The 23,991-nt window shown below is 63.4% G+C and carries 18 protein-coding genes, 1 tRNA gene and 2 pseudogenes; 12 read left to right on the forward strand and 9 right to left on the reverse strand.

Annotated features, from left to right (window positions below):
• Window positions 1-156 precede the first annotated feature (156 nt).
• The 8 genes from ACO2Q9_RS10595 to ACO2Q9_RS10630 form a co-directional block, all read right to left on the reverse strand.
• Window positions 157-2,127 (reverse strand): peptidase U32 family protein, encoded by a 1,971-nt coding sequence (locus tag ACO2Q9_RS10595; RefSeq protein WP_423311019.1) that lies wholly within the window; start codon window positions 2,125-2,127, stop codon window positions 157-159.
• Between the two features lie 73 nt (window positions 2,128-2,200).
• Window positions 2,201-3,202 carry a hypothetical protein gene (locus ACO2Q9_RS10600; RefSeq protein WP_423311021.1) on the reverse strand — a complete coding sequence of 334 codons (1,002 nt, stop codon included), beginning with the start codon at window positions 3,200-3,202 and terminating at the stop codon, window positions 2,201-2,203.
• A 76-nt stretch (window positions 3,203-3,278) separates the two neighbouring features.
• A complete protein-coding gene (locus ACO2Q9_RS10605; RefSeq protein ID WP_423311023.1) occupies window positions 3,279-3,752 on the reverse strand; it encodes a hypothetical protein in 474 nt (157 codons plus the stop codon).
• Entirely contained in the window at window positions 3,749-4,072 is a 324-nt protein-coding gene (locus ACO2Q9_RS10610) for an STAS-like domain-containing protein (protein ID WP_423311025.1), read from the reverse strand. Before ACO2Q9_RS10610 ends, ACO2Q9_RS10605 begins: the two co-directional genes overlap by 4 nt.
• A complete protein-coding gene (locus ACO2Q9_RS10615; RefSeq protein WP_423311027.1) occupies window positions 4,069-5,130 on the reverse strand; it encodes a hypothetical protein in 1,062 nt (353 codons plus the stop codon). The genes ACO2Q9_RS10610 and ACO2Q9_RS10615 overlap by 4 nt, the downstream gene beginning before the upstream one ends.
• 88 nt (window positions 5,131-5,218) lie before the next feature.
• Window positions 5,219-5,309, reverse strand: a tRNA-Ser gene (locus ACO2Q9_RS10620).
• Between the two features lie 52 nt (window positions 5,310-5,361).
• Window positions 5,362-6,279: an SPFH domain-containing protein gene (locus ACO2Q9_RS10625; protein ID WP_423311029.1), complete on the reverse strand. Its 918-nt coding sequence runs from the start codon at window positions 6,277-6,279 to the stop codon at window positions 5,362-5,364.
• A gap of 29 nt (window positions 6,280-6,308) precedes the next feature.
• On the reverse strand, window positions 6,309-6,737 hold the full coding sequence (locus ACO2Q9_RS10630; RefSeq protein WP_423311031.1) for an NfeD family protein: 429 nt from the start codon (window positions 6,735-6,737) through the stop codon (window positions 6,309-6,311).
• Window positions 6,738-6,867: 130 nt separating this feature from the next.
• Between ACO2Q9_RS10630 and ACO2Q9_RS10635 the strand changes: the two genes are divergently transcribed.
• A complete protein-coding gene (locus ACO2Q9_RS10635) occupies window positions 6,868-9,219 on the forward strand; it encodes an Orn/Lys/Arg decarboxylase N-terminal domain-containing protein (protein ID WP_423311033.1) in 2,352 nt (783 codons plus the stop codon).
• Between the two features lie 48 nt (window positions 9,220-9,267).
• On the opposite strand, the gene fabI is transcribed toward ACO2Q9_RS10635, so the two are convergent.
• Entirely contained in the window at window positions 9,268-10,065 is a 798-nt protein-coding gene (gene fabI, locus ACO2Q9_RS10640) for an enoyl-ACP reductase FabI (RefSeq protein ID WP_423311035.1), read from the reverse strand.
• A gap of 37 nt (window positions 10,066-10,102) precedes the next feature.
• Between fabI and ACO2Q9_RS10645 the strand changes: the two genes are divergently transcribed.
• From ACO2Q9_RS10645 to typA, 11 genes and pseudogenes are all read left to right on the forward strand, one after another.
• A complete protein-coding gene (locus ACO2Q9_RS10645; protein ID WP_423311037.1) occupies window positions 10,103-11,917 on the forward strand; it encodes an extracellular solute-binding protein in 1,815 nt (604 codons plus the stop codon).
• A 2-nt stretch (window positions 11,918-11,919) separates the two neighbouring features.
• Window positions 11,920-12,954 (forward strand): microcin C ABC transporter permease YejB, encoded by a 1,035-nt coding sequence (locus tag ACO2Q9_RS10650; protein WP_423311039.1) that lies wholly within the window; start codon window positions 11,920-11,922, stop codon window positions 12,952-12,954.
• Complete coding sequence (locus tag ACO2Q9_RS10655) at window positions 12,938-14,068, forward strand: ABC transporter permease (protein WP_423311041.1); 1,131 nt, start codon at window positions 12,938-12,940, stop codon at window positions 14,066-14,068. The genes ACO2Q9_RS10650 and ACO2Q9_RS10655 overlap by 17 nt, the downstream gene beginning before the upstream one ends.
• Entirely contained in the window at window positions 14,065-15,702 is a 1,638-nt protein-coding gene (locus ACO2Q9_RS10660; protein WP_423311043.1) for an ABC transporter ATP-binding protein, read from the forward strand. The genes ACO2Q9_RS10655 and ACO2Q9_RS10660 overlap by 4 nt, the downstream gene beginning before the upstream one ends.
• Before the next feature lie 148 nt (window positions 15,703-15,850).
• Entirely contained in the window at window positions 15,851-16,402 is a 552-nt protein-coding gene (rimP, locus tag ACO2Q9_RS10665; RefSeq protein WP_423311045.1) for a ribosome maturation factor RimP, read from the forward strand.
• A 39-nt stretch (window positions 16,403-16,441) separates the two neighbouring features.
• Complete coding sequence (gene nusA, locus ACO2Q9_RS10670; protein ID WP_423311047.1) at window positions 16,442-17,926, forward strand: transcription termination factor NusA; 1,485 nt, start codon at window positions 16,442-16,444, stop codon at window positions 17,924-17,926.
• 24 nt (window positions 17,927-17,950) lie between these two features.
• Window positions 17,951-18,494 (forward strand): annotated as a pseudogene (locus tag ACO2Q9_RS10675) (translation initiation factor IF-2 associated domain-containing protein); the annotation flags it as partial.
• A 65-nt stretch (window positions 18,495-18,559) separates the two neighbouring features.
• Window positions 18,560-20,821, forward strand: a pseudogene (infB, locus tag ACO2Q9_RS10680) (translation initiation factor IF-2); the annotation flags it as partial.
• A 21-nt stretch (window positions 20,822-20,842) separates the two neighbouring features.
• Window positions 20,843-21,217, forward strand: a complete 375-nt coding sequence (rbfA, locus tag ACO2Q9_RS10685; protein ID WP_423311049.1) for a 30S ribosome-binding factor RbfA — start codon at window positions 20,843-20,845, stop codon at window positions 21,215-21,217.
• A 3-nt stretch (window positions 21,218-21,220) separates the two neighbouring features.
• The gene (truB, locus tag ACO2Q9_RS10690; RefSeq protein ID WP_423311051.1) at window positions 21,221-22,165 is read left to right on the forward strand and encodes a tRNA pseudouridine(55) synthase TruB; all 945 of its coding nucleotides are present in this window, start codon (window positions 21,221-21,223) and stop codon (window positions 22,163-22,165) included.
• The gene (typA, locus tag ACO2Q9_RS10695; RefSeq protein ID WP_423311053.1) at window positions 22,162-23,988 is read left to right on the forward strand and encodes a translational GTPase TypA; all 1,827 of its coding nucleotides are present in this window, start codon (window positions 22,162-22,164) and stop codon (window positions 23,986-23,988) included. Before truB ends, typA begins: the two co-directional genes overlap by 4 nt.
• The last annotated feature ends 3 nt before the right edge of the window (window positions 23,989-23,991 follow it).

Consider the following 23,991-nt stretch of genomic DNA (forward strand, 5'->3'; position numbering starts at 1 on the left):
GTTAATGGTTTACCCGCACAGGTCCATGCTCATCGTCACGCTTCATCGCCGGGGATATTCGTGTATCCGGCGGCGATGGTCGCGCGAACGACAGGTCAGTGCAATTGAAAAGAATTCCGCTGCCGTTAAACAGAGGTTAACGGCAGCCTGCGGGCGTCACGCAGGTTGCGCGGGCCGCGACTTGTAGAACTTGACCGGGGCTTCGGGCGCCGTGTTCATCACCGAGCGCTTGATCTTGCCGACCACGTGCATCTCGCAGGGCTTGCAGTCGAAGCGCAGGGTGAGCTTCTCCTTGCCGTTGATGAGCTGCAGCGGCTCGGCGCGCACCGTACCCTGCACGCCGGTCACGCCCTTGGCCTGCTTGGGGCACAGGCTGAGCGAGAAGCGCACGCAGTGCTTGGTGATCATCAGGCTGACTTCGCCTTCTTCCTCGTGGCTCTCGTAGGCGGCGGCGATCACCTTCACGCCGTGCTTCGCATAGAAATCGCGCGCCTTGTGGTTGAACACATTGGCCAGGTAGCTGAGCGTGTCTTCCGGGTAGGGTGCGGGCGGCTCCACCGGCACGGCGCGCGGCAGGCGGTGCAGCGACTGCACGCGCACGGCCTGCAGCGCGGCCACGGCGTCGCGTCGCAGCGTGTTGAGTTGCGACGCCGGCACGAACCAGGCGCGGGGCAGGGCAATGGTCGCGTCGATCAGCTGGAACTCCGTCTCGCCCAGGCGCGCGATGCCTTCGCGCAGCTTCGCATCGGCCTGCGACGCGTCCTTCGGCGCCTGCCATGCGCAGGCGAGCGTGGCGCCCGCCGCGTGGCCGTCTTCGTCGGTGAGTTGCAACTCGAGCCCACCCGTTGCTTCGACGAGCTTCGCCCACACGCCGATGCGGCGCTCGGAGGATTTTTTCTCCAGCGTGCGCACCCAGTCCATGTCGCGGTTGCGGTTCACCTCGGTGCCCTTGCGCAGGTCCTTGAAACCGGCCATCGGGTCTTTGGGGAACACCTTCCACTTGCCGATGGCACCTTGCACCGGCTCGCAGCGGTTGGTCTGCAGGCCCACCAGTTCCTTCTGCAAATCCAGATAGCAGAGGCCGTCGCCGTTGTGCAGCACGGTCTCGGGCGATGAGGTCTCGATCTCCACATGGTCCGCGGCCACGCGCGTTACCCAGCCGATGCTGCGGCCCGGGTTCTTGGGCGTGTCGAACGCGCCGATGTCTTCCTTGCGCCCGTTGACGAAGTAGTCGGTGAACTCGCGGTTGAAGTTCTGGTCCGGGTCGGGCATGAAGCTGAAGGTGCACTCGCCGCTCGATGCACGTGCGAGGTCCGGGCGCTCTTCCAGGATCTCGTCGAACAGCCGGCGGTAATGCGCGGTGATGTTCTTCACGTAGGCCATGTCCTTGTAGCGGCCCTCGACCTTGAAGCTGCGCACGCCCGCGTCGATGAGCACGCGCAGGTTGTCGCTCTGGTTGTTGTCCTTCATCGAGAGCACGTGCTTGTCGTGCGCGACGAAGCGGCCCTGGCTGTCCACCACCTGATAGGGCAGGCGGCAGGCCTGCGAACAGTCGCCCCGGTTCGCGCTGCGGCCCGTGTGCGCATGGCTGATGTAGCACTGCCCGCTGTAGGCAACGCACAGCGCGCCGTGGATGAAGAACTCCACGATGGTGCGGTTCGGGTCGGTGGCGGCGCGCACGGCGGCGATCTGCTCCACCGTGAGTTCGCGCGCCAGCACGATCTGCGAAAGCCCCGCGTCCTGCAGGAAGCGCGCCTTCTCCGGTGTGCGGATGTCGCACTGCGTGCTGGCGTGCAACTGGATCGGCGGCAGGTCGAGCTCGAGCAAGCCCATGTCCTGGATGATCAGCGCATCCACACCCGCTTCGTATAGCTGGATCATCTGGCGGCGCGCAGGCTCCAGCTCGTCGTCGCGCAGGATGGTGTTGACCGTGCAGAAAATGCGGCTGTGGAACCGGTGCGCATGCTTCACCAGCCGCTCGATGTCCTCGATGGAGTTGTCCGCGCTGGTGCGCGCACCGAACGACGGGCCGCCGATGTAGACGGCATCGGCACCGTGATTCACGGCCTCGATGCCGATGTCGGCCGAGCGGGCAGGGGACAGCAGTTCCAGCTGGTGGGGCAGCATTTGTCTTGTCTTCGTGGGGAAAGGCGGAATTTTCCCCGAAAAGCCCCGGCGGGGCCAGCCGCACGCCGATGCGTTACTTGTTGCCCGACCAGTTGCGGGCACTCGCGTCGTAGACCGTCCGGCGCACCCGGTTGAGATTGCCCAAGGGCCGGGACGCCGACGGCGCGTTCCACGGGTTGAACGGCGTCGCGTCTACCGCCTCGCGCATGGCGATGGCTTGCGCGCTCGCCAGATCGCGCCGCGAAATCGTGAGCGTCGCCAGCTTCACGAACGGCACAGCGCCTTCTGCCCAGCCTGTGCAACCATCTTCTATGGGCGTGGTGGCCTCATCCACGAAACGCTGCGCCGAGAGCTGGTACACCACGTCGTGTGCGGCAAGCTGGGTGGCGAAGTCGGCCGCGAGGTCTGAAGGCGCAGGCCCGTCCGGGTTCGAACGCGCCGCCGGATGCAGCTTCAGCCGCACCGGCCCCGCATCGCCCCACAGCAGCGCACCACGGCTCCAGAAACTCTCGTCGGCCAGACGACGCGTCACGCCCGTGGCCGTGGACAGATTGCGCAGGACGCGCAGCGTCTCCGCCGGCCCCAGCGTGAACAACAGACGCGGCAACACCAGCGCCTTCGGGCCGGACATGATGCAAGCAAAGTCGACGAACTGCTCCGCGTCGCGCGCGTGAGAAATGGGGAAGTTCGTCAGCAGCAGTTCATGCACACCGCCACCCGGCAAGTGCAGCCGAAGCGCAGCGCCCCGCATGTCACGCTTGCTGCCGCCGTGCGGTACGCCGCTCGCGTTGGAGAGGCGCACCGTGCAACGGATTTGGGCGCCGGGCTGGAAGTGATGTTGTGCCAGATCGGAGGGAATGTCGGGCGACACGGCAAGCACTGCGTTGTCCACGCCTGCCAGGATTTCCGCGTGCAGCGTGCGCAGGTTGCGCCCGCCGGAGGTTTGCGCCAAGTTTCGGTGCTGCACGTCATGCATGCGCCCGACCAGTTCATCGAACAGCTTGTTCTCAGCCGCTTCGGACCCGCCCAACCAGGCTTCGCGCCAGCGCGGTGCGGTGTTTGTGGTGTTGTTCATTTTGTTTTCCCCTTGGCTCTATGGCCGGTGACGCATTATCGGGAAAGCACCGGGAGCAGCTAGCGCTGAGAGATGTCTATCGAGGAAATTGCTTGTGTTTGACCGTCAAAAGCGCTCGCTTAGCTCGAAGCGTTGCTTCTGCAATTTCTTGATACTGCGGATCAGCTTCATTGAGCGGGGCGATATGCTCATCTTCAAAATGCCTAGCTGAGATCGCTCTTCTTAAGGCACTCAGCTCGCTGCGACAGGGGGTCAGTATCTTCTGGTCTGATTCAATGTCAGAAAGAGCGATGACCCTCATCGAGATGTCCTGCAAAGTCATTTTTATCTTGAGTTCGCTTGTCACGTTTCTGGCCGAAAGGTGATAGTTTCGAGCTTCGGTCAAAAGATCTGTAAGAGCGTTGGAAAGTCCTTCGGCAGAAGTCGCGACCATTTCTCGTCGAGCTTTATCTCGATCTCGCCCGCTCGACAAATTATGTACAACATACCAGCCCAGTGCCACTACGCCCGCTTGGCCAAGCCATGTGAGAAATGGATACTCGGGACTCATAGATTTAGAAGCTTGGCGGCATCCCTAATGTATTCCTGTACTTCTTCGCAGATTGAAGGATCTGAGGATTTCAGCTTTAAATGCTCATCGAAGAAGGACCCGGGCTTTTTCAGCGAGCGGACTAACCCGCCGAAGGCCTCCTCCAAAAAGGAAGAGCCATACCCTACGGTCCCATCAAAATCGACGGTAACTATCTCCCCAGCAGAAAGTGGGGACTCGAGAAATCGCTCTCTAAATCCCTCGCCACTAGTGGATCCATTTTGCTTGTATCGCCCAGAGGGATATCGCGTAAAGTCCTTTGCGATGCTAACTTCAATCATTCTTGATCTCCAACGGGAAGCTTCCACCAAATGATGGTGCCGCGTATGTCAATACCTAGATCACCAAAGATTTTTTTCTGCTCACGTCCATTCGCGTACGTGTACTGAATCCAGCCAGTATTGCTGAGGATCATAAGATCCCCATTGCCATGTTTACGTAGGACGGAGAGCGCATCGCGCGACCCTTTGCCCCGCTCGCTCTGATGCGTGCCGCTTCGCCCGTACTCCATGGCTGTATGGATAGCTATTGAATCGCGGTTGGTTCCGACTAGCAAGTTGGCGAGCTCCGAAATGAATTTCTCTGGAATAGTCTGTGCGATTGTTGCCTTGTACCCGCAACCCAGATCACAAACGGCGGCTGTAAATATTCCGTCACGCAACTGGGTAAACATCCACCACCGTGTCTCCGGCAACCCGTTAAACCCATCAGCACGAGGTACTTTGTACGCGTGATCAACGGAATTTGCGACGGCTTCACTAACACCGCGCCATATTCCGCTCAGCTCCATGTGCCGAGCGTGTGCTTTGTTCACCTTTTCTGCAACTACCTCCAGAATCGCGAGCTTTTCGCCTGACTGATCCTTGCCTTTGGACGCCTTCCAATACACCACGTCCTCTCGTTCAGGAATGATGTCGCAACTGTCGCCGGTAATCTCGTGTAAGCCAATCTGCTTAAGAACCTCACGTGCCCTTCTTCGATGGGGGTCAATAATTGTGATTGGCTTGGGCAGATGCGAGAGAGAGACGATTCGATCCAACTCCGCGTAGAGATAAATCGTGCTTACGGGGTAGAACGACTCCGTGTGCCTGAAATCTAGAACAGTAGGCTGTTGGTCGCGTAATATAGTTTGAGCAACTGCGCGTAGAAACTTCACCGTTTCTCGCCCAGAGGCGCGAATCGCATCGAATTTTCTCGGGGCAACAATTAGCTCACCAGGACGAACATAGCGATTCTCAACAGGAATCACATGCCTTTGGGTCTTGTTAGCTCGTTTGTCGAGGCTGTACCGAGCCAGCCTAGCTTGTCGCTCGAACAACTCTCTGGATGGCTTCTTCATTCCAACCGCCTCCCATCAATATTGTTCGATGGATTGTGGGGTAGAAATGCAAACGGGCCCATGAACGGGCCCGTACTGTGTAGCGATCTGGCGGAGAGGGCGGGATTCGAACCCGCGGAGGGCTATTAACCCTCACACGCTTTCCAGGCGTGCGACTTAAACCGCTCATCCACCTCTCCGGGAACCGCGCATTGTATCTCAATGCGCGGGCCGATTTTCCTGCTGTTGCGATCAGCCGCGTGCCTGGGTGCCTTGCACCATCTTCATGGCCGAGCCGATGAGGGCTGCCACTTCGGTCATGTTGCTGGGGACGATGAGGGTGGTGTTGGCGTCCGATGCCACCTTGCCGTAGGCTTCGACGGCTTTCTCGGCCACTTTCAGTTGTACGGCCTGTTCGCCGCCGGGTTGGCGGATGGCTTCGGCCACGCGTTCGATGGCCTGCGCGGTGGCTTCGGCCACAGCGGTGATGGACGCGGCCTCACCCTGTGCGTTGTTGATCTGCGCCTGCTTTTCACCTTCGGAGCGGGCGATGAAGGCTTCGCGTTCGCCGGTGGCGATGTTGATCTGTTCCTGGCGGCGGCCTTCGGACGCGGCGATCAGCGCGCGCTTTTCGCGTTCGGCGGTGATCTGCGCCTGCATGGAGCGCAGGATTTCTGCGGGCGGCGTCAGGTCCTTGATTTCATAGCGCAGCACCTTCACGCCCCAGTTGAGCGCGGCTTCGTCGATGGCCTGCACCACTTGCGCGTTGATGATGTCGCGCTCTTCGAAGGTCTTGTCCAGCTCCAGCTTGCCGATCACGCTGCGCAGCGAGGTCTGGGCGAGTTGCGTCACGGCCATGATGTAGTTGGACGAGCCGTAGCTCGCGCGCATCGGGTCGGTCACCTGGAAGTACAGGATGCCGTCCACCTGCAGCTGGGTGTTGTCGCGGGTAATGCAGACCTGGCTGGGCACGTCCAGCGGGATTTCCTTCAGGCTGTGCTTGTAGGCCACGCGGTCGATGAAGGGCACGAGGAAGTTCAGGCCCGGGGTGAGGGTGCCGGCGTATTTGCCCAGGCGTTCTTTCACCCAGGCGTTCTGCTGTGGCACGACCTTGACGGAGCGGACGACGAAGATGGCCGCGATGACGAACAGGATGATGGCGATTTCCATGGTGTTTCTCTCCTCGGATGTTCAGGAATTCAGAGCTTGTCGACCAGCAGGCGGTTGCCGATGACTTCGGCCACGCGATGCTGGCCGGGGACGGGATTGTTGCCCGGGCGGCTGACCACGGTCCACTGCGCGCCACGGTATTTCACATTCGCGGTGCCGTCGGTGTTCCAGGCCTCGACGTTGACGGTTTCGCCCACGTCCATGTTCACGTCCGGGTTGCTCGACGCCTGCGGGCCGAGCGGGTATTTGGCCTTGCGCACGTAGTACCAGGCGACCACGGCACCGGCGCCGATGACGGCCGCCGTGACGATCTGCCCCACGGGCGCGAGCCCCGCGTGCGCGGCCAGCGCGCCGGCTGCGAGGCCGATGGCGAGCATCAGCAGGTAGAAGGTGCCCGTGACCAGTTCCAGCGCCACCGCGCCGCCTGCCAGGATCCACCACATTGTCGATTGAGCCATGCGTACCCTCCGTCTGTATTGACCGCACCACATTCTGGGGCAAAAGCATGGCACCAAAATAGGCCTGCCTCATTATTTCCGTACACTTCGCGCCTGTTTATCCCGCGCCGCCCCCCGGAGGTCTCCCCCCATGAAATTCCGCTTCCCGATCGTCATCATCGACGAGGACTTCCGTTCCGAGAACACGTCGGGCCTGGGCATCCGCGCACTGGCACAGGCGATCGAGACCGAGGGCTTCGAGGTGCTGGGGGTGACGAGCTATGGCGACCTGTCGCAGTTCGCGCAGCAGCAAAGCCGCGCGAGCGCGTTCATCCTGTCCATCGACGACGAGGAATTCAGCCCCGGCCCGGACCTCGACCCCGCCGTGCTCAGCCTGCGTACCTTCATCCACGAGGTCCGTCGCAAGAACACCGACGTGCCGCTCTACATCTACGGCGAGACCAAGACCAGCCGCCACCTGCCCAACGACATCCTGCGCGAGCTGCACGGCTTCATCCACATGTTCGAGGACACGCCGGAGTTCGTGGCGCGCCACATCATCCGCGAGGCCAAGAGCTACCTGGAGGGCGTGCAGCCGCCGTTCTTCAAGGCGCTGCTCGACTACGCGGAAGACGGTTCGTATTCATGGCACTGCCCGGGCCACTCGGGCGGCGTGGCGTTCCTGAAGAGCCCCGTGGGCCAGATGTTCCACCAGTTCTTCGGCGAGAACATGCTGCGCGCCGACGTGTGCAATGCGGTGGAAGAGCTCGGCCAGCTGCTCGACCACACCGGCCCCGTGGCCGAGAGCGAGCGCAATGCCGCGCGCATCTTCAACGCGGACCATTGCTTCTTCGTGACGAACGGCACATCCACGTCGAACAAGATGGTGTGGCACCACACGGTGGCACCGGGCGACGTGGTGGTGGTGGACCGCAACTGCCACAAGTCGAACCTGCACGCGATCATCATGACGGGCGCGATTCCGGTGTTCCTCAAGCCCACGCGCAACCACTTCGGCATCATCGGCCCGATTCCGCGCAGCGAGTTCGATGTGGAGACCATCAAGGCCAAGATCCGCGCCAACCCGCTGCTGCAGGACGTGGACGCCGACAAGGTGAAGCCGCGTATCCTCACGCTCACGCAGTCCACCTACGACGGCGTGGTCTACAACACCGAAACCATCAAGCAGGCGCTCGACGGTTACGTCGACACACTGCACTTCGACGAGGCCTGGCTGCCGCACGCGGCCTTCCACCCGTTCTACGGCCCGTACCACGCGATGGGCAAGAAGCGCGCGCGCCCGAAAGAGTCGCTGGTGTTTTCCACGCAGTCCACGCACAAGCTGCTGGCCGGCATCAGCCAGGCCAGCCACGTGCTGGTGCAGGACTCGCAGGACCGCAAGCTCGACCGCCACCTGTTCAACGAGGCGTTCCTGATGCACACGTCCACGAGCCCGCAGTACGCCATCATCGCGAGCTGCGACGTGGCCGCCGCGATGATGGAGCCGCCCGGCGGCACCGCGCTGGTGGAAGAGAGCATTCTGGAGGCGCTGGACTTCCGCCGTGCCATGCGCCAGGTCGAGGCCGAGTTCGGCGCGAACGACTGGTGGTTCAAGGTCTGGGGCCCCGAGAAGCTGGCCGACGAAGGCATCGGCACTGCCGACGACTGGATCATCAAGGGCGAAGACCGCGACGCGAAATGGCACGGCTTCGGCAAGCTGGCCGACGGCTTCAACATGCTCGACCCGATCAAGGCGACCATCGTCACGCCGGGGCTGGACATGGACGGCAGCTTCGCCGAAACGGGCATTCCGGCGAGCATCGTGACCAAGTTCCTCGCCGAGCACGGCGTGATCGTGGAGAAGACGGGCCTGTACAGCTTCTTCATCATGTTCACCATCGGCATCACCAAGGGCCGCTGGAACACGCTGCTGACGGCGCTGCAGCAGTTCAAGGACGATTACGAGAAGAACCAGCCGATGTGGCGCATCCTTCCGGAGTTCTGCCAGCAGCACAAGCGCTACGAGCGCATGGGCCTGCGCGACCTGTGCCAGCACGTGCACAAGATGTACGCCGAGTACGACATCGCCCGCCTCACGACCGAGATGTACCTCTCGGACCTCGAGCCGGCCATGAAGCCCAGTGACGCCTACGCGCACATCGCGCACCGTAAGACCGAGCGTGTGGAGATCGACCACCTCGAAGGCCGCATCACCACCAGCCTGATCACGCCGTACCCGCCGGGCATTCCGCTGCTGATTCCCGGTGAGGTGTTCAACAGGAAGATCGTCGACTACCTCAAGTTCTCGCGCGAGTTCAACGCCAAGTGCCCGGGTTTCGAGACCGACATTCACGGCCTGGTGGAGCTGGAAGACGCGAGCGGCAACGTGCGCTACTACGCGGACTGCGTGGCAGAAGGCAAGGTCGCGAGCCCGCAGCCGCTGGCCACCGAGGCCAACGAAGTACATGTGGCTTCGGACAGCCCGTACAGCCGGACGATCTGAAAAGAAAAGGGCCTCACGAGAGGCCCTTTTTTTTATTGGCGCGATGGCTTATGAAGCCTCGGCCGGCTCCGCGATGCCGCCCACGGTCTGGCTGAAGCCGCCGTCCACATAGGTGATCTCGGCCGACACGCCGGAGGCCAGATCGCTCATCAGGAACGCGGCAACGTTGCCCACGTCCTCGATGGTCACGTTGCGGCGGATGGGCGAGGTCTCTGCCACCACCGACAGGATCTTGCCGAAACCCTTGATGCCGCTGGCCGCCAGCGTCTTGATCGGGCCGGCGGAGATGCCGTTCACGCGCATGCCCTTGGGGCCGAGCGACTCGGCCAGATAACGCACCGACGCTTCGAGCGAGGCCTTGGCGAGGCCCATGGTGTTGTAGTTCGGCACCGTGCGGATGGCGCCCAGATAGGTGAGCGTCAGCAGCGCGGACTTGTCGTTGAGGTAGGGCAGAGCTGACTTGGCCATCGCCGGGAAGCTGTATGCACTGATGTCGTGCGCGATCTTGAACGCCTCGCGCGAGAGGCCGTCGAGGAAGTCGCCGGCGATGGCTTCGCGCGGCGCGTAGCCGATGCTATGAACGAAGCCGTCGAACTTAGACCAATGCGCCGAAAGATCCTTGAACAGCTTCTCGATCTGGGCATCGTCACCCACGTCGCAGTCGAACACGAGCGAGGAGCCGAAGTCGGCCGCGAACTCGGTGATGCGGTCCTTGAAGCGCTCGCCGACGTAACTGAAAGCGAGTTCTGCACCTTGCTGGTGACAGGCCCGTGCGATGCCGTAGGCGATGGAGCGGTTGGACAGAACGCCGGTGATGAGGAATTTCTTGCCTGTGAGGAAGCCCATATGTCTCTCGGGTTGAAAACTTGGGCAGAATTGTCGCATGCGTGGTTTGCTGTTCTGCGTGCTCTGGTTGTTGTCGCTGCCCGGCTGGGCCGCGCATGCATACGCCCAGTTCGGCGACATCAAGTACGCGCCGGGCTTCACGCACTTCAGCTACGTCAACCCCAACGCGCCCAAGGGCGGCGAGATCCGGCTGGTTCCCCCGACGCGGCCCACCAACTTCGACAAGTTCAACCCGTTCACGCTGAAGGGCACCGCGCCTTACGGCCTGGGCATGCTCATGTTCGAAAGCCTGCTCACCGGCAACAGCGAAGAGCCGACCACCGCCTACGGCCTGCTGGCCGAAGACGTCGAAGTGGCGGCCGACGGCCTCTCGGCCACGTTCCGCATCAACCCCAAGGCGAAGTTCAACGACGGCTCGCCGGTGCTGGCGGCCGATGTCGTGCATTCGTACAAGACGCTCATCAGCAAGGAAGCCGCGCCGCAGTTCCGCACGATCTATGCGGAAGTGAAGCAGGCGGTGGTGGTGTCCGACCGCGTGGTGCGCTTCGACTTCGCGAGCCCCAACCCTGAATTGCCGCTGGTCGTGGGCGGCATGGCGGTGTTCAGCCGCGCCTGGGGCAAGGGCAAGCCGTTCGATCAGGTGCTGACCGAACTGCCGATTTCCTCCGGCCCCTACAAGCTGCCGAGCGGCCGGCTGGGCCGCGACATCACCTATGTGCGCGACACGAACTACTGGGGTGCGGACCTGCCGGTGCGGCGTGGGCACTACAACTTCGACCGCGTCACTTTCAAGATCTACCTCGACGACACGGCACGCTTCGAAGGGCTGAAGGCGGGTGAATACGACTTCATGCGCGAGTTCACCTCGCGCAACTGGGCGCGCCAGTACTACGGACGCGTGTTCGAAAACGGCACGCTGAAGAAGCGGGCGTTCAAGACCGGCAACCCGGGCGACTACCAGGGCTTCGTCTTCAACCTGCGCAAGGACAAGTTCAAGGACGTGCGCGTGCGCCAGGCCATCGGCCTCGCGTACGACTTCCAGTGGCTCAACCGCCAGATGTTCTACGGTCTGTACCAGCGTGTGGAAGGCTGGTTTCCCAACAGCGAGTTCCATGCGGAAGGCTTGCCCAAGGCCGATGAACTCGCGTTGATGGAGCCGCTGCGCGACAAGATGCGGCCCGAGGTCTTCGGCCCGGCCTTCGAGTCGCCGACCACGGTCGCGCCGCACAGCCTGCGCGAGAACCTGCGCAAGGCGCAAGCGCTGCTGGCCGAGGCGGGCTGGACCTACCGCGACGGCGCGCTGCGCAATGCCAAGGGAGAAGCCTTCACCATCGAACTCCTGAACGACCAGCCGTCGATCATCCGCGTGATCGCGCCGCTGCAGGCGAACCTGCGCAAGCTCGGCATCCAGATGAATTTCCGCACGGTCGACTTCTCGCTGTCGCAGCAGCGCATGGACAACTTCGATTTCGAGATGACGACGATCCGCATTCCCGGCACCACCGCGCCGGGCGGCGAATTGTTCGAGCGCTTCGGCTCGAAGGCGGCCGCGACGACGGGTTCGTCCAACATCTGGGGAATCGCCGATCCGGCGGTGGACGCGATCGTCGGCAAAGTCGTCGCGGCCAAGACGCGGCCCGAACTCGCCACCGCGATGCGCGTGCTCGACCGGTTGCTCTCGCACAACCATTACGGCATTCCGCAGTATTACGGCAGCGACTTCCTCATCGGCTACCGCCCGGCGCCGTTCGTGCTGCCGGAGGTGATCCCGCCTTATTACGATGCGCACAACTGGGCCGTGTCGACCTGGTGGTCTTCGCAAGGGTCACAAGTTCCGAAAGCCAGCCAGTAAACATGCCCGCCTATATCCTCAAGCGCCTGCTGCTGATGATCCCGACGCTCTTCGGCATCCTGCTGGTGACGTTCTCCATCATCCAGTTCGTGCCGGGCGGGCCGGTGGAGCAGATGGTGGCGCAATTGCAAGGGCGCGACTCGGGCGGCGAGGGCGCGGCCGCCAGTGGCGCCGGCTATCGCGGACGGCAGGGCGTGGACCCGAAACGCATCGAAGAAATCAAGCAGCTCTACGGTTTCGACAAGCCGGCGCACGAGCGCTTCGTGCAGATGATCGGACAGTTCCTGCGCTTCGACCTGGGCAAGAGCTTCTACCAGCACAAGGACGTGTGGGAACTGATCAAGGAGAAGCTGCCGGTGTCCATCAGCCTCGGGTTGTGGACCTTCTTCATCAGCTACCTGATCGCGGTGCCGCTGGGCGTGTCGAAAGCCGTGCGGGCGGGCTCGCGCTTCGACTTCCTCACCACGCTCATCGTGCTGGTGGGCTATGCGATTCCGGGCTTCGTGCTGGGCGTGGCGCTGCTGGTGGTGTTCGGCGGGCAGTTGCAGTGGTTCCCGTTGCGCGGGCTGACTTCGTCCGGCTGGGAGCAACTCAGCTGGGGCGGCAAGGTGGTGGACTATCTGTGGCACATCACGCTGCCGGTCATCGCGATGGTGCTGGGCAGCTTCGCGGTGACGGCCATGCTCACCAAGAATTCGTTTCTCGAAGAGATCCGCAAGCAGTACGTGCTGACGGCGCGCGCCAAGGGTCTGGCCGAACGGCAGGTGCTGTGGAAGCACGTGTTCCGCAATGCGTTGATCCCGATCATCACGGGCTTCCCGGCGGCGTTCATCGGGGCGTTCTTCACCGGCTCGCTGCTGATCGAGACGCTGTTCTCGCTCGACGGGCTGGGCTTGCTGAGCTACGAGAGCGTGATCCGCCGCGACTACCCGGTCGTGTTGGGGACGCTTTATTTCTTCACGCTGATCGGGTTGGTGACCAAGCTGATCAGCGACCTCACTTATGTCTGGGTGGACCCGCGTGTCAAGTTTGACTGACCCCCCCGAAGCGGCCGATGGCCGCCTCCCCCCCGGGGGGGCGCCACCAGTGGCCGGGCAGAGCCCGATCCGCGGTGGCTCTGGGCCCGTCTCTGTCTCGCCGGGTAAGCGTGCCTGGCGGCGGTTCCGGAAGAACAAGCTCGGCTTCTACAGTCTGGTTCTGTTCTGCACGCTGGTGGTGTTGAGCCTGTTCGCGGAAGTGCTCTCCAACGACAAGCCGCTGTTGGTGCGCTACGAGGGGCGGCTCTACTTTCCGCTGGTGAAGGACTATTCCGAGAAGACGTTCGGCGGTGATTTCGAAGCGCCGACGGACTATCTCGACCCGTTCATCAAGGATCAGTTCGCCAAGCCAGGCAACTGGGCGGTGTATCCGCTCAACCCGTACGGGCCGCGCACGCTGAACTATTTTGCGAGCAAGCCGAACCCGGCCGCCCCTTCGTCGGAGAACTATTTCGGCACGGACGATCGCGGGCGCGACCTGTTGGCGCAGTTGATCTATGGTTTCCGGGTGAGCGCGTTGTTCGCGCTGGCGCTGACGGCCGTGGGCGTGGTGGTCGGCGTGCTGATGGGGGCGATACAGGGGTACGCGGGCGGCAAGACCGACCTGGCGTTCCAGCGCGTGATCGAGATCTGGTCTTCGATGCCCGAGCTGTACCTGCTGATCATCTTCAGCGCGATCTTCGCGCCCAGCGTGGCGCTGCTGCTGATCCTGTTGAGCCTCTTCGGCTGGATGGGCCTCGCCGACTACGTGCGCGCCGAGTTCCTTCGCAACCGGCAGATGGATTACGTGCGGTCGGCACGTGCACTCGGCGTGGGCAATCTGCGCATCATGTGGCGGCACATCCTGCCCAACAGCATGACGCCGGTGGTGACCTTCCTGCCGTTCCGCATGAGTGCGGCCATCCTGGCGCTGACTTCGCTCGACTTCCTGGGCCTCGGTGTTCCGCCCGGCACGCCGTCGCTGGGCGAACTGCTCAACCAGGGCAAGGCCAACATCGATGCGTGGTGGATTTCCATGTCCACCTTCGCGGTGCTGGTCATCACGCTGCTGCTGCTCACCTTCATGGGCGACGCGCTGCGCGACGCACTGGATCCGAGAAAGGCCGACCGATGAGCACCGGTTCCGACAAGCCCTTGCTGGACGTGCGCGGCCTGACCGTGGATTTCGGCGGTGAGCCGGTCGTGCGCGGCATCGACTTCCACATCCAGCCCGGCGAAAAGCTCGCGCTGGTGGGGGAATCCGGTTCGGGCAAGACCGTGAGCGCGCTGAGCTTGCTGAAGCTCGTGCAGAACGCCAACGTCACTGGTCAGGCACTCTTCAGCGGTCCGTCCGGATCAGGCCCCGGCGAAGCGGAGGCGACCACAGATCTGCTGGCGCTGTCCGAGCGTGAGTTGCGCGGCGTGCGCGGCCGCGACATCGCGATGATTTTCCAGGAGCCCATGACGGCCCTGAACCCGCTCTACACCGTGGGCGACCAGATTGCCGAGGTGCTGCAGCTCAAGCAAGGCCTCACGCGCGCTGACGCATGGAAGGCTGCCGTGGCGCGCCTGGCAGAAACCGGCATTCCCGAACCCGAGCGACGGGCGGGCAGTTTCCCGCACCAGTTGTCCGGCGGTCAGCGCCAGCGCGCGATGATCGCCATGGCACTGGCCTGTGAGCCCAAGCTGCTGCTGGCGGATGAACCCACCACCGCGCTGGACGTCACACTGCGTGCGCAGATACTCGAATTGCTGGCGACGCTCCAGGCGAAAAACGGCATGGCCGTGTTGCTCATCACGCACGACCTGAACCTCGTGCGCCGCTTCGCGGACCGGGTGGCGGTCATGGAAAAGGGCGTGATCGTCGAGCAGGGCGCGGTGAACGACATCCTGTCCCATCCGCAGCACGCTTACACGCAGCGTCTCGTGGACAGCAAGCCCGGGCGCGACGTGCCACGGGCCGACGGCTCGGAGCCGATCCTGATGCAGGGTTACGACGTTCGGGTGGCCTATGGCGTGGCCAAACCGGGCATCAGCGGCTGGTTCTCGCGCGGTGAGTTTGTGGCCGTGAAGGGCGCAAGCTTTGCGCTGCGGGGCGGCACCACACTGGGCGTGATGGGCGAGTCCGGCTCTGGCAAGTCCACGCTGGCGCTGGCCGCGCTCGGACTGCTGCCGCACCGCGGCTCGCTGCAGGTCAAAGGTCAGGGCTGGAAAGAGGCGGGCCGGGCGGGGCGGCAAGCCTTGCGGCGCACCATCCAGGTGGTCTTCCAGGACCCGTTCTCGTCGCTGTCGCCCCGCATGACCGTGGAAGAACTGGTCGGCGAAGGCCTGCTGGTGCACGAGCCCGGGCTCGACGAGGCGCAACGCCGGCAGCGCGTGCTCCAGGCGCTCGATGACGTGGGGTTGACGGAAGACCGCTTTCCCGGCCTGCTGGGTCGATACCCGCACGAATTTTCCGGTGGCCAGCGTCAGCGCCTGGCGATCGCCCGGGCGCTGATCGTGCAGCCGCAGGTCCTGGTGCTGGACGAGCCCACCAGCGCGCTGGACGTGACCATCCAGAAGCAGGTGCTGGCGCTGCTGCAGCGGCTGCAGCGGGACAAGGGACTGGCCTACCTGCTGATCACCCACGACGTGGATGTGGTCAGGGCGATGGCGCACGACGTCATGGTCATGAAGGACGGCGAGGTGCTGGAGGCCGGACCACTGGCGGAGGTGCTGGACTCGCCGCGCCACGACTACACGCGCCAGTTGGTGGCTGCTGCCGGCTAGGCGGGCGGTCCGGCACTGCTTAAACCCTTGCAAATCAAGGGTTTGCGGGCTATAATCATGGGCAAACGACCAAACGGGCGGCACCAACCGCCCGTTTTTTATGGGCGTTCGGTTTTGATGGCTTAGACATCGGGGGTCTTGCAATTTCGTGTCGCTGCAGCAGATAGTTGAAACAACAACCCAGGGTCTGGGTTACGACCTGGTGGAGATCGAGCGCTCCGCCGGAGGCTTGCTGCGCATCACGATCGACCTGCCCTGGACGCCCGAGTCGCCGGACGGCCTCATCACGGTGGAAGACTGTGAAAAGGTCACGCGGCAACTGCAGTTCGCGCTGGAAGTCGAAGGTACCGAATACAAGCGCCTCGAGGTTTCTTCGCCGGGCATCGACCGGCCCTTGCGCAGCGAGCGCGACTTCGAGCGTTTTGCCGGCGAGGTGATCGACATCACGCTCAAGAACCCGATGGGTGAAGCAGCGGCGGGCCAGGTCAGCCCGAACCGCAAGAAATTCCGCGGCACGCTCGAGCGTGTCGAAGCCGGCTGGCAGATCGTCTGGAGCGACGAACCCGAGCCCAAGCCCGGTCAGAGAGTGAGCAAGAAAAAGGTGCCGGCACCGCTACAGGTGCTGGGTTTCGTGCTGGATGAGCTGAAGGAAGCGCGTCTGGCACCCATTGTTGATTTCAAGGGACGCAGCCGCGCCTGAGTCTGGCAGCGTCGGCCCGTTTAGCAGGAGAGATATGACATGAATCGCGAACTGTTGATGCTTGTGGAAGCAATTTCGCGCGAGAAGAACGTGGAGCGCGACGTGGTGTTCGGCGCCGTCGAGTCCGCGCTGGCGCAGGCCACCAAGAAACTCTACACGGGCGAAGTGGACATCCGCGTGGCGATCGATCGCGACAGCGGCAACTACGAGACCTTCCGCCGCTGGCTGGTCGTGCCTGACGACGCCGGCCTGCAGAACCCCGACGCCGAAGAACTGCTGATGGACGCGAAGGAACGCGTGGCCGACGTGGAAGAGGGCGAGTACATCGAGGAAGGCGTCGAGTCCGTGCCGATCGGCCGTATCGGCGCCATGGCTGCCAAGCAGGTCATCCTGCAGAAGATCCGTGACGCCGAACGCGAGATGCTGCTCAACGACTTCATGTCGCGCGGCGACAAGATCTTCGTGGGCACCGTCAAGCGCATGGACAAGGGGGACATCATCGTCGAGTCCGGCCGCGTCGAAGGCCGTCTGCGCCGTGGCGAGATGATCCCGAAGGAAAACCTTCGCAACGGCGACCGCGTCCGCGCCATGATCATGGAAGTGGACCTGACGCTGCGCGGCGCACCGATCATCCTGTCGCGCTCGGCCCCCGAGTTCATGATCGAGCTGTTCCGCCAGGAAGTTCCCGAGATCGAACAGGGTCTGCTCGAAATCAAGAGCTGCGCGCGAGACGCCGGCAGCCGCGCCAAGATCGCAGTTCTGTCGCACGACAAGCGCGTCGACCCCATCGGCACCTGTGTGGGCGTGCGTGGCACGCGCGTGAACGCCGTCACCAACGAGCTGGCCGGTGAGCGCGTGGACATCGTGCTGTGGAGCGAAGACCCGGCGCAGTTCGTGATCGGTGCGCTGGCGCCGGCCAACGTGTCCTCCATCGTGGTCGATGAAGAGAAGCACGCCATGGACGTGGTGGTCGACGAGGAAAACCTCGCCATCGCCATCGGCCGCGGCGGCCAGAACGTTCGCCTCGCGTCCGACCTGACCGGCTGGAAGATCAACATCATGGATGCTGCCGAGTCCGCCCAGAAGCAGGCCGACGAAAGCGAGACCATCCGCAAGGTGTTCATGGAGAAGCTGGACGTCGACCAGGAAGTGGCCGACATCCTCATCGAGGAAGGTTTCACCAGCCTGGAAGAAGTGGCCTACGTGCCGCTGCAGGAAATGCTGGAGATCGAAAGCTTCGACGAGGAAACCGTGAACGAATTGCGCGCCCGTGCCAAGGACGCGCTGCTCACCATGGAAATCGCCCGCGAAGAAAGCGTGGAGGAGGTCTCGCAGAACCTGCGTGACCTGGAAGGCCTCACGCCCGAGCTCATCGCCAGGCTGGCGGAGCAGGGTGTCAACACGCGCGACGATCTGGCCGACCTGGCCGTCGACGAACTTACCGAAATCACCGGCCAGTCTGCGGACGAGGCCAAAGCCCTGATCATGAAGGCACGCGAACACTGGTTCGCGGGTCAAGAGTAACGGTCATGGAGGGAAATACAGCACATGTCCAGTACGACCGTCTCCGAGTTTGCAACCGAACTCAAGAAATCCACCGATACGCTGCTTGAGCAGCTGAAGTCGGCCGGCGTGGCGAAGTCCGCCGCGTCCGATGCGCTGACCGATGCCGACAAGCAGAAGCTCCTGAGCTATCTGCAGGCCAGCCATGGCACGGCCTCGGGCGAGCGCAAGAAGATCACGCTCGTCAAGAAGTCCACCAGCGAAATCAAGCAGGCGGATGCCACGGGCAAGGCGCGCACCATCCAGGTGGAAGTGCGCAAGAAGCGCACGTTCATCAAGCGCGATGACAACGCCGAAGGCGCTCCCGAAGCTGCGCCCGAGCAGGAAGCCGAAGTCGCTTCCGCACCGGTGATCGACGACGCCGAACTGGCCCGTCGCGAGGAGGAGGCACGCCGCCAGGCCGAGCTGATCCGCCGCCAGGAAGAAGAGCTGGCCGAGAAGCGGCGCCTGCGCGAGGAGCAGGAGCAGCGTGAACAGGCGGAAGCCGCTGCCGCCGCAGCCGCTGCAGTGGAGGCTGCGCGTGCCGCCTCGGTTGCCGATGCCGCAGAAGCCAAGGCGCCTGACACCCGGCCTGCGGAAGCGCCCAAGGTTGACGAGACCCAGGCCCGCGAAGATGCGCGAGCCAAGGCTGTTGCCGAATCCAAGGCCCGTGCCGACGAGGAAGCCGCACGCGCCAAGGACCTGGAAGACCGTCGCAAGAAGGCCTTGGCTGAAGCCGAGGCCATCCGCGCCATGATGAATGCGCCCAAGCGCGTGCTGGTGGCCAAGAAGCCCGAGGAACCGGCCAAGCCGGCGGCTCGCGCCGATGCCGCCAAGCCCGCCATGAAGGGCACGCTGCACAAACCGGCCGGAGCGCCCGGGGCAGGCGCGCGTCCTGCCGGTGCGCCAGGCAGCACCGCACCCGGTGCGGGCAAGGAAGTCAAGGCCGCGAAGCTCTCGTCCAGCTGGGCTGACGACCAGGCCAAGAAGAAGGAAATCAAGACGCGCGGCGACGCCTCGGGCGGCGTGGGGCGCAACAACTGGCGTGGTGGCCCGCGTGGCCGCCGCGACTCGCGCGACCGCGACGAGCAGCACTCGCAGGCAGCACCGGCGGAAGCCCGCATCATCGAAGTGCACGTGCCGGAAACCATCACGGTGGCCGAGCTCGCGCACAAGATGTCGGTCAAGGCGTCCGAGGTCATCAAGCACCTGATGAAGCTGGGCCAGATGGTCACCATCAACCAGCCGCTAGACCAGGACACGGCCATGATCGTGGTCGAGGAAATGGGCCACAAGGCCATCGTCGCCGCGCTGGACGATCCGGAAGCGTTCACCGAAGAGGAATCTTCGGCGCACCAGGCCGAGTCGATCGCGCGTGCGCCTGTCGTCACTGTCATGGGCCACGTCGACCACGGCAAGACCTCGCTGCTGGACTACATCCGCCGCGCCAAGGTCGCTGCGGGCGAAGCTGGCGGCATCACGCAACACATCGGTGCGTACCACGTCGAAACGCCGCGCGGCATGGTGTCCTTCCTGGACACCCCGGGCCACGAGGCGTTCACCGCCATGCGTGCCCGTGGCGCGCAGGCCACCGACATCGTCATCCTGGTGGTGGCAGCCGACGACGGCGTCATGCCGCAGACGAAGGAAGCCATCAAGCACGCGAAGGCGGCTGGTGTTCCCATCGTCGTGGCCATCAACAAGATCGACAAACCCGACGCCAACCCGGACCGCGTGAAGCAGGAACTGGTGGTCGAAGAAGTCGTGCCTGAAGAATTCGGTGGCGAGTCGCCGTTCGTTCCCGTGTCCGCGAAGACCGGCCAGGGCATCGACGACCTGCTCGAACAGGTGTTGCTGCAGGCCGAAGTGCTGGAACTCAAGGCCCCGGTGGATGCGTCCGCCAAGGGCCTGGTGATCGAAGCGCAGCTCGACAAGGGCCGCGGCCCGGTCGCCACGGTGCTGGTGCAATCCGGCACGCTGAAGGTGGGCGACGTGGTGCTGGCCGGCCAGACCTACGGCCGCGTGCGCGCGATGCTGGACGAAAACGGCAAGCCGATCAAGTCGGCGGGTCCGTCGATCCCGGTGGAAATCCAGGGCCTGACGGAGGTGCCGCAGGCTGGCGACGAATTCATGGTGATGACCGACGAGCGCCGTGCGCGCGAAATCGCCACTTACCGCGCCGGCAAGTTCCGCAACACCAAGCTGGCCAAGCAGCAGGCCGCCAAGCTGGAGAACATGTTCGCCGACATGACGGCTGGCGAGGTCAAGACCTTGCCGATCATCGTCAAGGCCGACGTGCAGGGTTCGCAGGAGGCGCTGGGCGCTTCGCTGATGAAGCTGTCCACCGACGAGGTGAAGGTGCAGATGGTCTACTCGGCCGTCGGCGGCATCAGCGAGTCGGACATCAACCTGGCCATCGCTTCCAAGGCGCTGATCATCGGCTTCAACACGCGTGCCGATGCAGGTGCGCGCAAGCTGGCCGAAAGCAACGGTGTCGAGATCCGCTACTACAACATCATCTACGACGCCGTGGACGAGTTGAAGGCAGCGATGTCCGGCATGCTGGCGCCGGAAAAGCGCGAGGAAATCATCGGCATGGCGGAAATCCGCACCGTGTTCGTGGCGTCCAAGATCGGTACCGTCGCGGGCTGTATGGTCACTTCGGGTCACGTCACGCGCTCGTCGCACTTCCGCCTGCTGCGCGACAACGTGGTCATCTACACCGGCGAGCTCGATTCGCTCAAGCGCATGAAGGACGATGTGCGCGAGGTGAAGGAAGGCTTCGAGTGCGGTATCAAGCTCAAGAACTACAACGACATCAAGGAAGGTGATCAGCTGGAGTTCTTCGAGATCAAGGAAATCGCGCGTACGCTGTAAAAGGCGGATGCAGGAACGAACATGCCCGCGAAGAAGTCCGCTGCGCCCAACCGCAATTTCAAGGTTGCCGACCAGATCCAGCGCGATCTGACGGAACTGATTGCGCGCGAGCTCAAGGACCCGCGCGTGGGCATGGTCACGCTGCAGGCCGTCGAGGTCACGCCAGACTACGCGCACGCGAAGGTCTACTTCAGCGTGCTCGTCGGCGACCCGGCCGAGTGCGAGGAAGCGCTGAATCAGGCCGCAGGCTTCCTGCGCAACGGCCTGTTCAAGCGCCTGCACATCCACACCGTGCCCACACTGCACTTCCTGTTCGATCGCACGACCGAGCGCGCGTCCGACATGAACGCGCTGATCGCACGCGCGGTCGCCTCCCGTTCAAAAGACACGGACTGAACCATGAGCGCACCACGAGTACGGGTCGTGAGGCGCCCCGTGCATGGGGTGCTGTTGCTGGACAAGCCGAAGGGGCTGTCCAGCAACAATGCATTGCAGAAGTGCAAATGGCTGCTGCGTGCCGAGAAGGCCGGCCACACCGGCACGCTCGACCCGCTGGCCACCGGCGTGCTGCCGCTGTGCTTTGGCGCGGCCACCAAGTTCAGCCAGATCCAGCTGGACGCCGACAAGTCCTACGAAGCCATTGCACAACTCGGCGTCACGACGGTCACGGGTGATGCCGAGGGTGAGGTATTTGAGCGCCGCGCCGTGCAATTGGCACCCGGGGCGCTTGCCGCAGCACAGGCGCGGTTTACCGGCGCCATCCGCCAGGTACCGCCGATGTACAGCGCGCTCAAGAAGGATGGCAAGGCGCTCTACGAATACGCCCGAGCCGGCGAAGAAGTGGAGCGCGAAGCGCGTGACGTCACCATCCATTCGTTGTCGCTGCACCTCGAAACACCGGACACGCTGCGCATCTCGGTGCGTTGCAGCAAGGGAACGTACATCCGAACGCTGGGCGAAGATATCGGCCATGCGCTCGGATGCGGTGCCCACCTGACGATGCTGCGGCGCACGGGCACGGGTGGCTACACCGAGTCGCAATGCGTGACGATCGAATCGCTCGAAGCGATGGATGAGGCTGAGCGCATGGCATTGCTGCTGCCGCCCGAGTCGCTGCTGTCCGATCACGTGCCTGTCACGCTGGACGCCGACAATTCCGCCCGATTCCTCTCCGGCCTGCGCCGCCGTGGCAGCTGGCCCGACGCCGAGCGCGTGGCCGTGTTCGGCACTGATCCGCGCGCCCTGCTGGGCGCTGCCCATGTCAAGGCCGGCGAACTGATTCCTTCACGTCTTCTGAGTCCTCCCGAAATCCAACAGATCCTCGAAAGCAGTCTTTCATCATGAGTAAACAGATCCGAAACATCGCCATCATTGCCCACGTCGACCATGGCAAGACCACCATGGTGGACCAGTTGCTGCGCCAGTCCGGCACCTTCGCCGACCACGAGAAGGTGGTCGACACGGTGATGGACAACAACGCCATCGAAAAGGAACGTGGCATCACGATCCTGGCCAAGAACTGCGCGGTGAGCTGGAAGGGCACGCACATCAACATCGTCGACACCCCGGGCCACGCGGACTTTGGCGGTGAAGTGGAACGCGCGCTCTCCATGGTCGACAGCGTTCTGCTGTTGATCGATGCGCAAGAGGGCCCGATGCCGCAGACGCGCTTCGTGACCAAGAAGGCGCTGGCCCTCGGCCTGCGTCCCATCCTGGTGGTGAACAAGGTCGACAAACCGGGTGCGAACCCCGACAAGGTGGTGAACGCCGCGTTCGACCTGTTCGACAAGCTCGGTGCGACCGATGAACAACTCGACTTCCCCGTCGTCTATGCCTCGGGCATCAACGGCTGGTCTTCACTCGAGGAAGGCGCGCCGGGCGAGCAGTGGGGCCCCGACATGTCGGCGCTGTTCGACACGATCCTCAAGCACGTTCCAGCGAACTCGGGTAACCCGGATGCGCCGCTGCAATTGCAGATCTCCGCATTGGACTTTTCGACCTTCGTCGGTCGCATCGGCGTGGGCCGCATCAGCCAGGGCACCATCAAGCCCATGATGGATGTGCTCGTCATGGAAGGACCGGATGGCAAGAGCGTCAAGGGTCGCGTCAACCAGGTGCTGACGTTCCAGGGCCTGGACCGCATGCAGACGCCATTGGCCGGTCCCGGCGACATCGTGCTGATCAACGGCCTGGAAGACATCGGCATCGGCGTGACCGTGACCGACCCTGCCAACCCCGCGCCGCTCCCGATGCTCAAGGTGGACGAGCCCACGCTGACCATGAACTTCTGCGTGAATACCTCGCCGCTGGCCGGCCGTGAAGGCAAGTTCGTGACCAGCCGCCAGATCTGGGACCGCCTGCAGAAGGAACTGCAACACAACGTGGCGCTGCGCGTGAACGAGACCGACGAAGAAGGTGTGTTCGAAGTGATGGGCCGTGGTGAACTGCACCTGACCATCCTGCTGGAGAACATGCGCCGTGAAGGTTACGAAATGGCTGTGTCGAAGCCGCGCGTGGTGTTCCGCACCATCGACGGCGAGAAGCACGAGCCGATCGAGCTCGTCACCGCCGACATCGAGGAGCAGCATCAGGGTGGCGTCATGCAGGCGCTGGGCGAGCGCAAGGGCGAACTCGTCAACATGGAGCCGGACGGCCGTGGCCGCGTGCGCCTTGAATACCGCATTCCGGCACGTGGTCTGATCGGCTTCACCAACGAATTCCTGAACCTGACGCGCGGTTCCGGCCTGATCAGCAACATCTTCGACAGCTACGAGCCGCACAAGGGCGACATCGGTGGCCGCAAGAACGGCGTGCTCATCTCCATGGACGACGGTGAAATCTTCACCTACGCACTGGGCAAGCTGGACGATCGCGGCCGCATGTTCGTGAAGGCCAACGACCCCGTGTACGAAGGCATGATCGTCGGCATCCACAGCCGCGACAACGACCTCGTGGTCAACGCGACGCGCACCAAGCAGCTGACCAACTTCCGTGTCTCGGGCAAGGAAGACGCGATCAAGATCACGCCCCCGATCGACCTCACGCTCGAATACGGCGTCGAATTCATCGAGGACGACGAGCTGGTCGAGATCACGCCCAAGAGCGTGCGTCTTCGCAAGCGCTTCCTGAAGGAGCACGAGCGCAAGCGCGCGAGCCGCGAGGCCTGATCC

Origin of the sequence: Variovorax sp. VNK109 (genome assembly GCF_049445855.1) — a bacterium.
Lineage (GTDB): Bacteria > Pseudomonadota > Gammaproteobacteria > Burkholderiales > Burkholderiaceae_C > JAGOCV01.

What these genes read in the sequence shown, in the direction of transcription:
- ACO2Q9_RS10610 (WP_423311025.1), bottom strand. Translation starts at nt 4,072, where the DNA reads ATGATTGAAGTTAGCATCGCAAAGGACTTTACGCGATATCCCTCTGGG.
- ACO2Q9_RS10660 (WP_423311043.1), top strand. Translation starts at nt 14,065, where the DNA reads ATGAGCACCGGTTCCGACAAGCCCTTGCTGGACGTGCGCGGCCTGACC.
- typA (WP_423311053.1), top strand. Translation starts at nt 22,162, where the DNA reads ATGAGTAAACAGATCCGAAACATCGCCATCATTGCCCACGTCGACCAT.
- ACO2Q9_RS10650 (WP_423311039.1), top strand. Translation starts at nt 11,920, where the DNA reads ATGCCCGCCTATATCCTCAAGCGCCTGCTGCTGATGATCCCGACGCTC.
- ACO2Q9_RS10645 (WP_423311037.1), top strand. Translation starts at nt 10,103, where the DNA reads ATGCGTGGTTTGCTGTTCTGCGTGCTCTGGTTGTTGTCGCTGCCCGGC.
- ACO2Q9_RS10605 (WP_423311023.1), bottom strand. Translation starts at nt 3,752, where the DNA reads ATGAGTCCCGAGTATCCATTTCTCACATGGCTTGGCCAAGCGGGCGTA.
- truB (WP_423311051.1), top strand. Translation starts at nt 21,221, where the DNA reads ATGAGCGCACCACGAGTACGGGTCGTGAGGCGCCCCGTGCATGGGGTG.
- nusA (WP_423311047.1), top strand. Translation starts at nt 16,442, where the DNA reads ATGAATCGCGAACTGTTGATGCTTGTGGAAGCAATTTCGCGCGAGAAG.
- rbfA (WP_423311049.1), top strand. Translation starts at nt 20,843, where the DNA reads ATGCCCGCGAAGAAGTCCGCTGCGCCCAACCGCAATTTCAAGGTTGCC.
- fabI (WP_423311035.1), bottom strand. Translation starts at nt 10,065, where the DNA reads ATGGGCTTCCTCACAGGCAAGAAATTCCTCATCACCGGCGTTCTGTCC.
- ACO2Q9_RS10595 (WP_423311019.1), bottom strand. Translation starts at nt 2,127, where the DNA reads ATGCTGCCCCACCAGCTGGAACTGCTGTCCCCTGCCCGCTCGGCCGAC.
- ACO2Q9_RS10630 (WP_423311031.1), bottom strand. Translation starts at nt 6,737, where the DNA reads ATGGCTCAATCGACAATGTGGTGGATCCTGGCAGGCGGCGCGGTGGCG.
- ACO2Q9_RS10615 (WP_423311027.1), bottom strand. Translation starts at nt 5,130, where the DNA reads ATGAAGAAGCCATCCAGAGAGTTGTTCGAGCGACAAGCTAGGCTGGCT.
- ACO2Q9_RS10635 (WP_423311033.1), top strand. Translation starts at nt 6,868, where the DNA reads ATGAAATTCCGCTTCCCGATCGTCATCATCGACGAGGACTTCCGTTCC.
- ACO2Q9_RS10625 (WP_423311029.1), bottom strand. Translation starts at nt 6,279, where the DNA reads ATGGAAATCGCCATCATCCTGTTCGTCATCGCGGCCATCTTCGTCGTC.
- ACO2Q9_RS10600 (WP_423311021.1), bottom strand. Translation starts at nt 3,202, where the DNA reads ATGAACAACACCACAAACACCGCACCGCGCTGGCGCGAAGCCTGGTTG.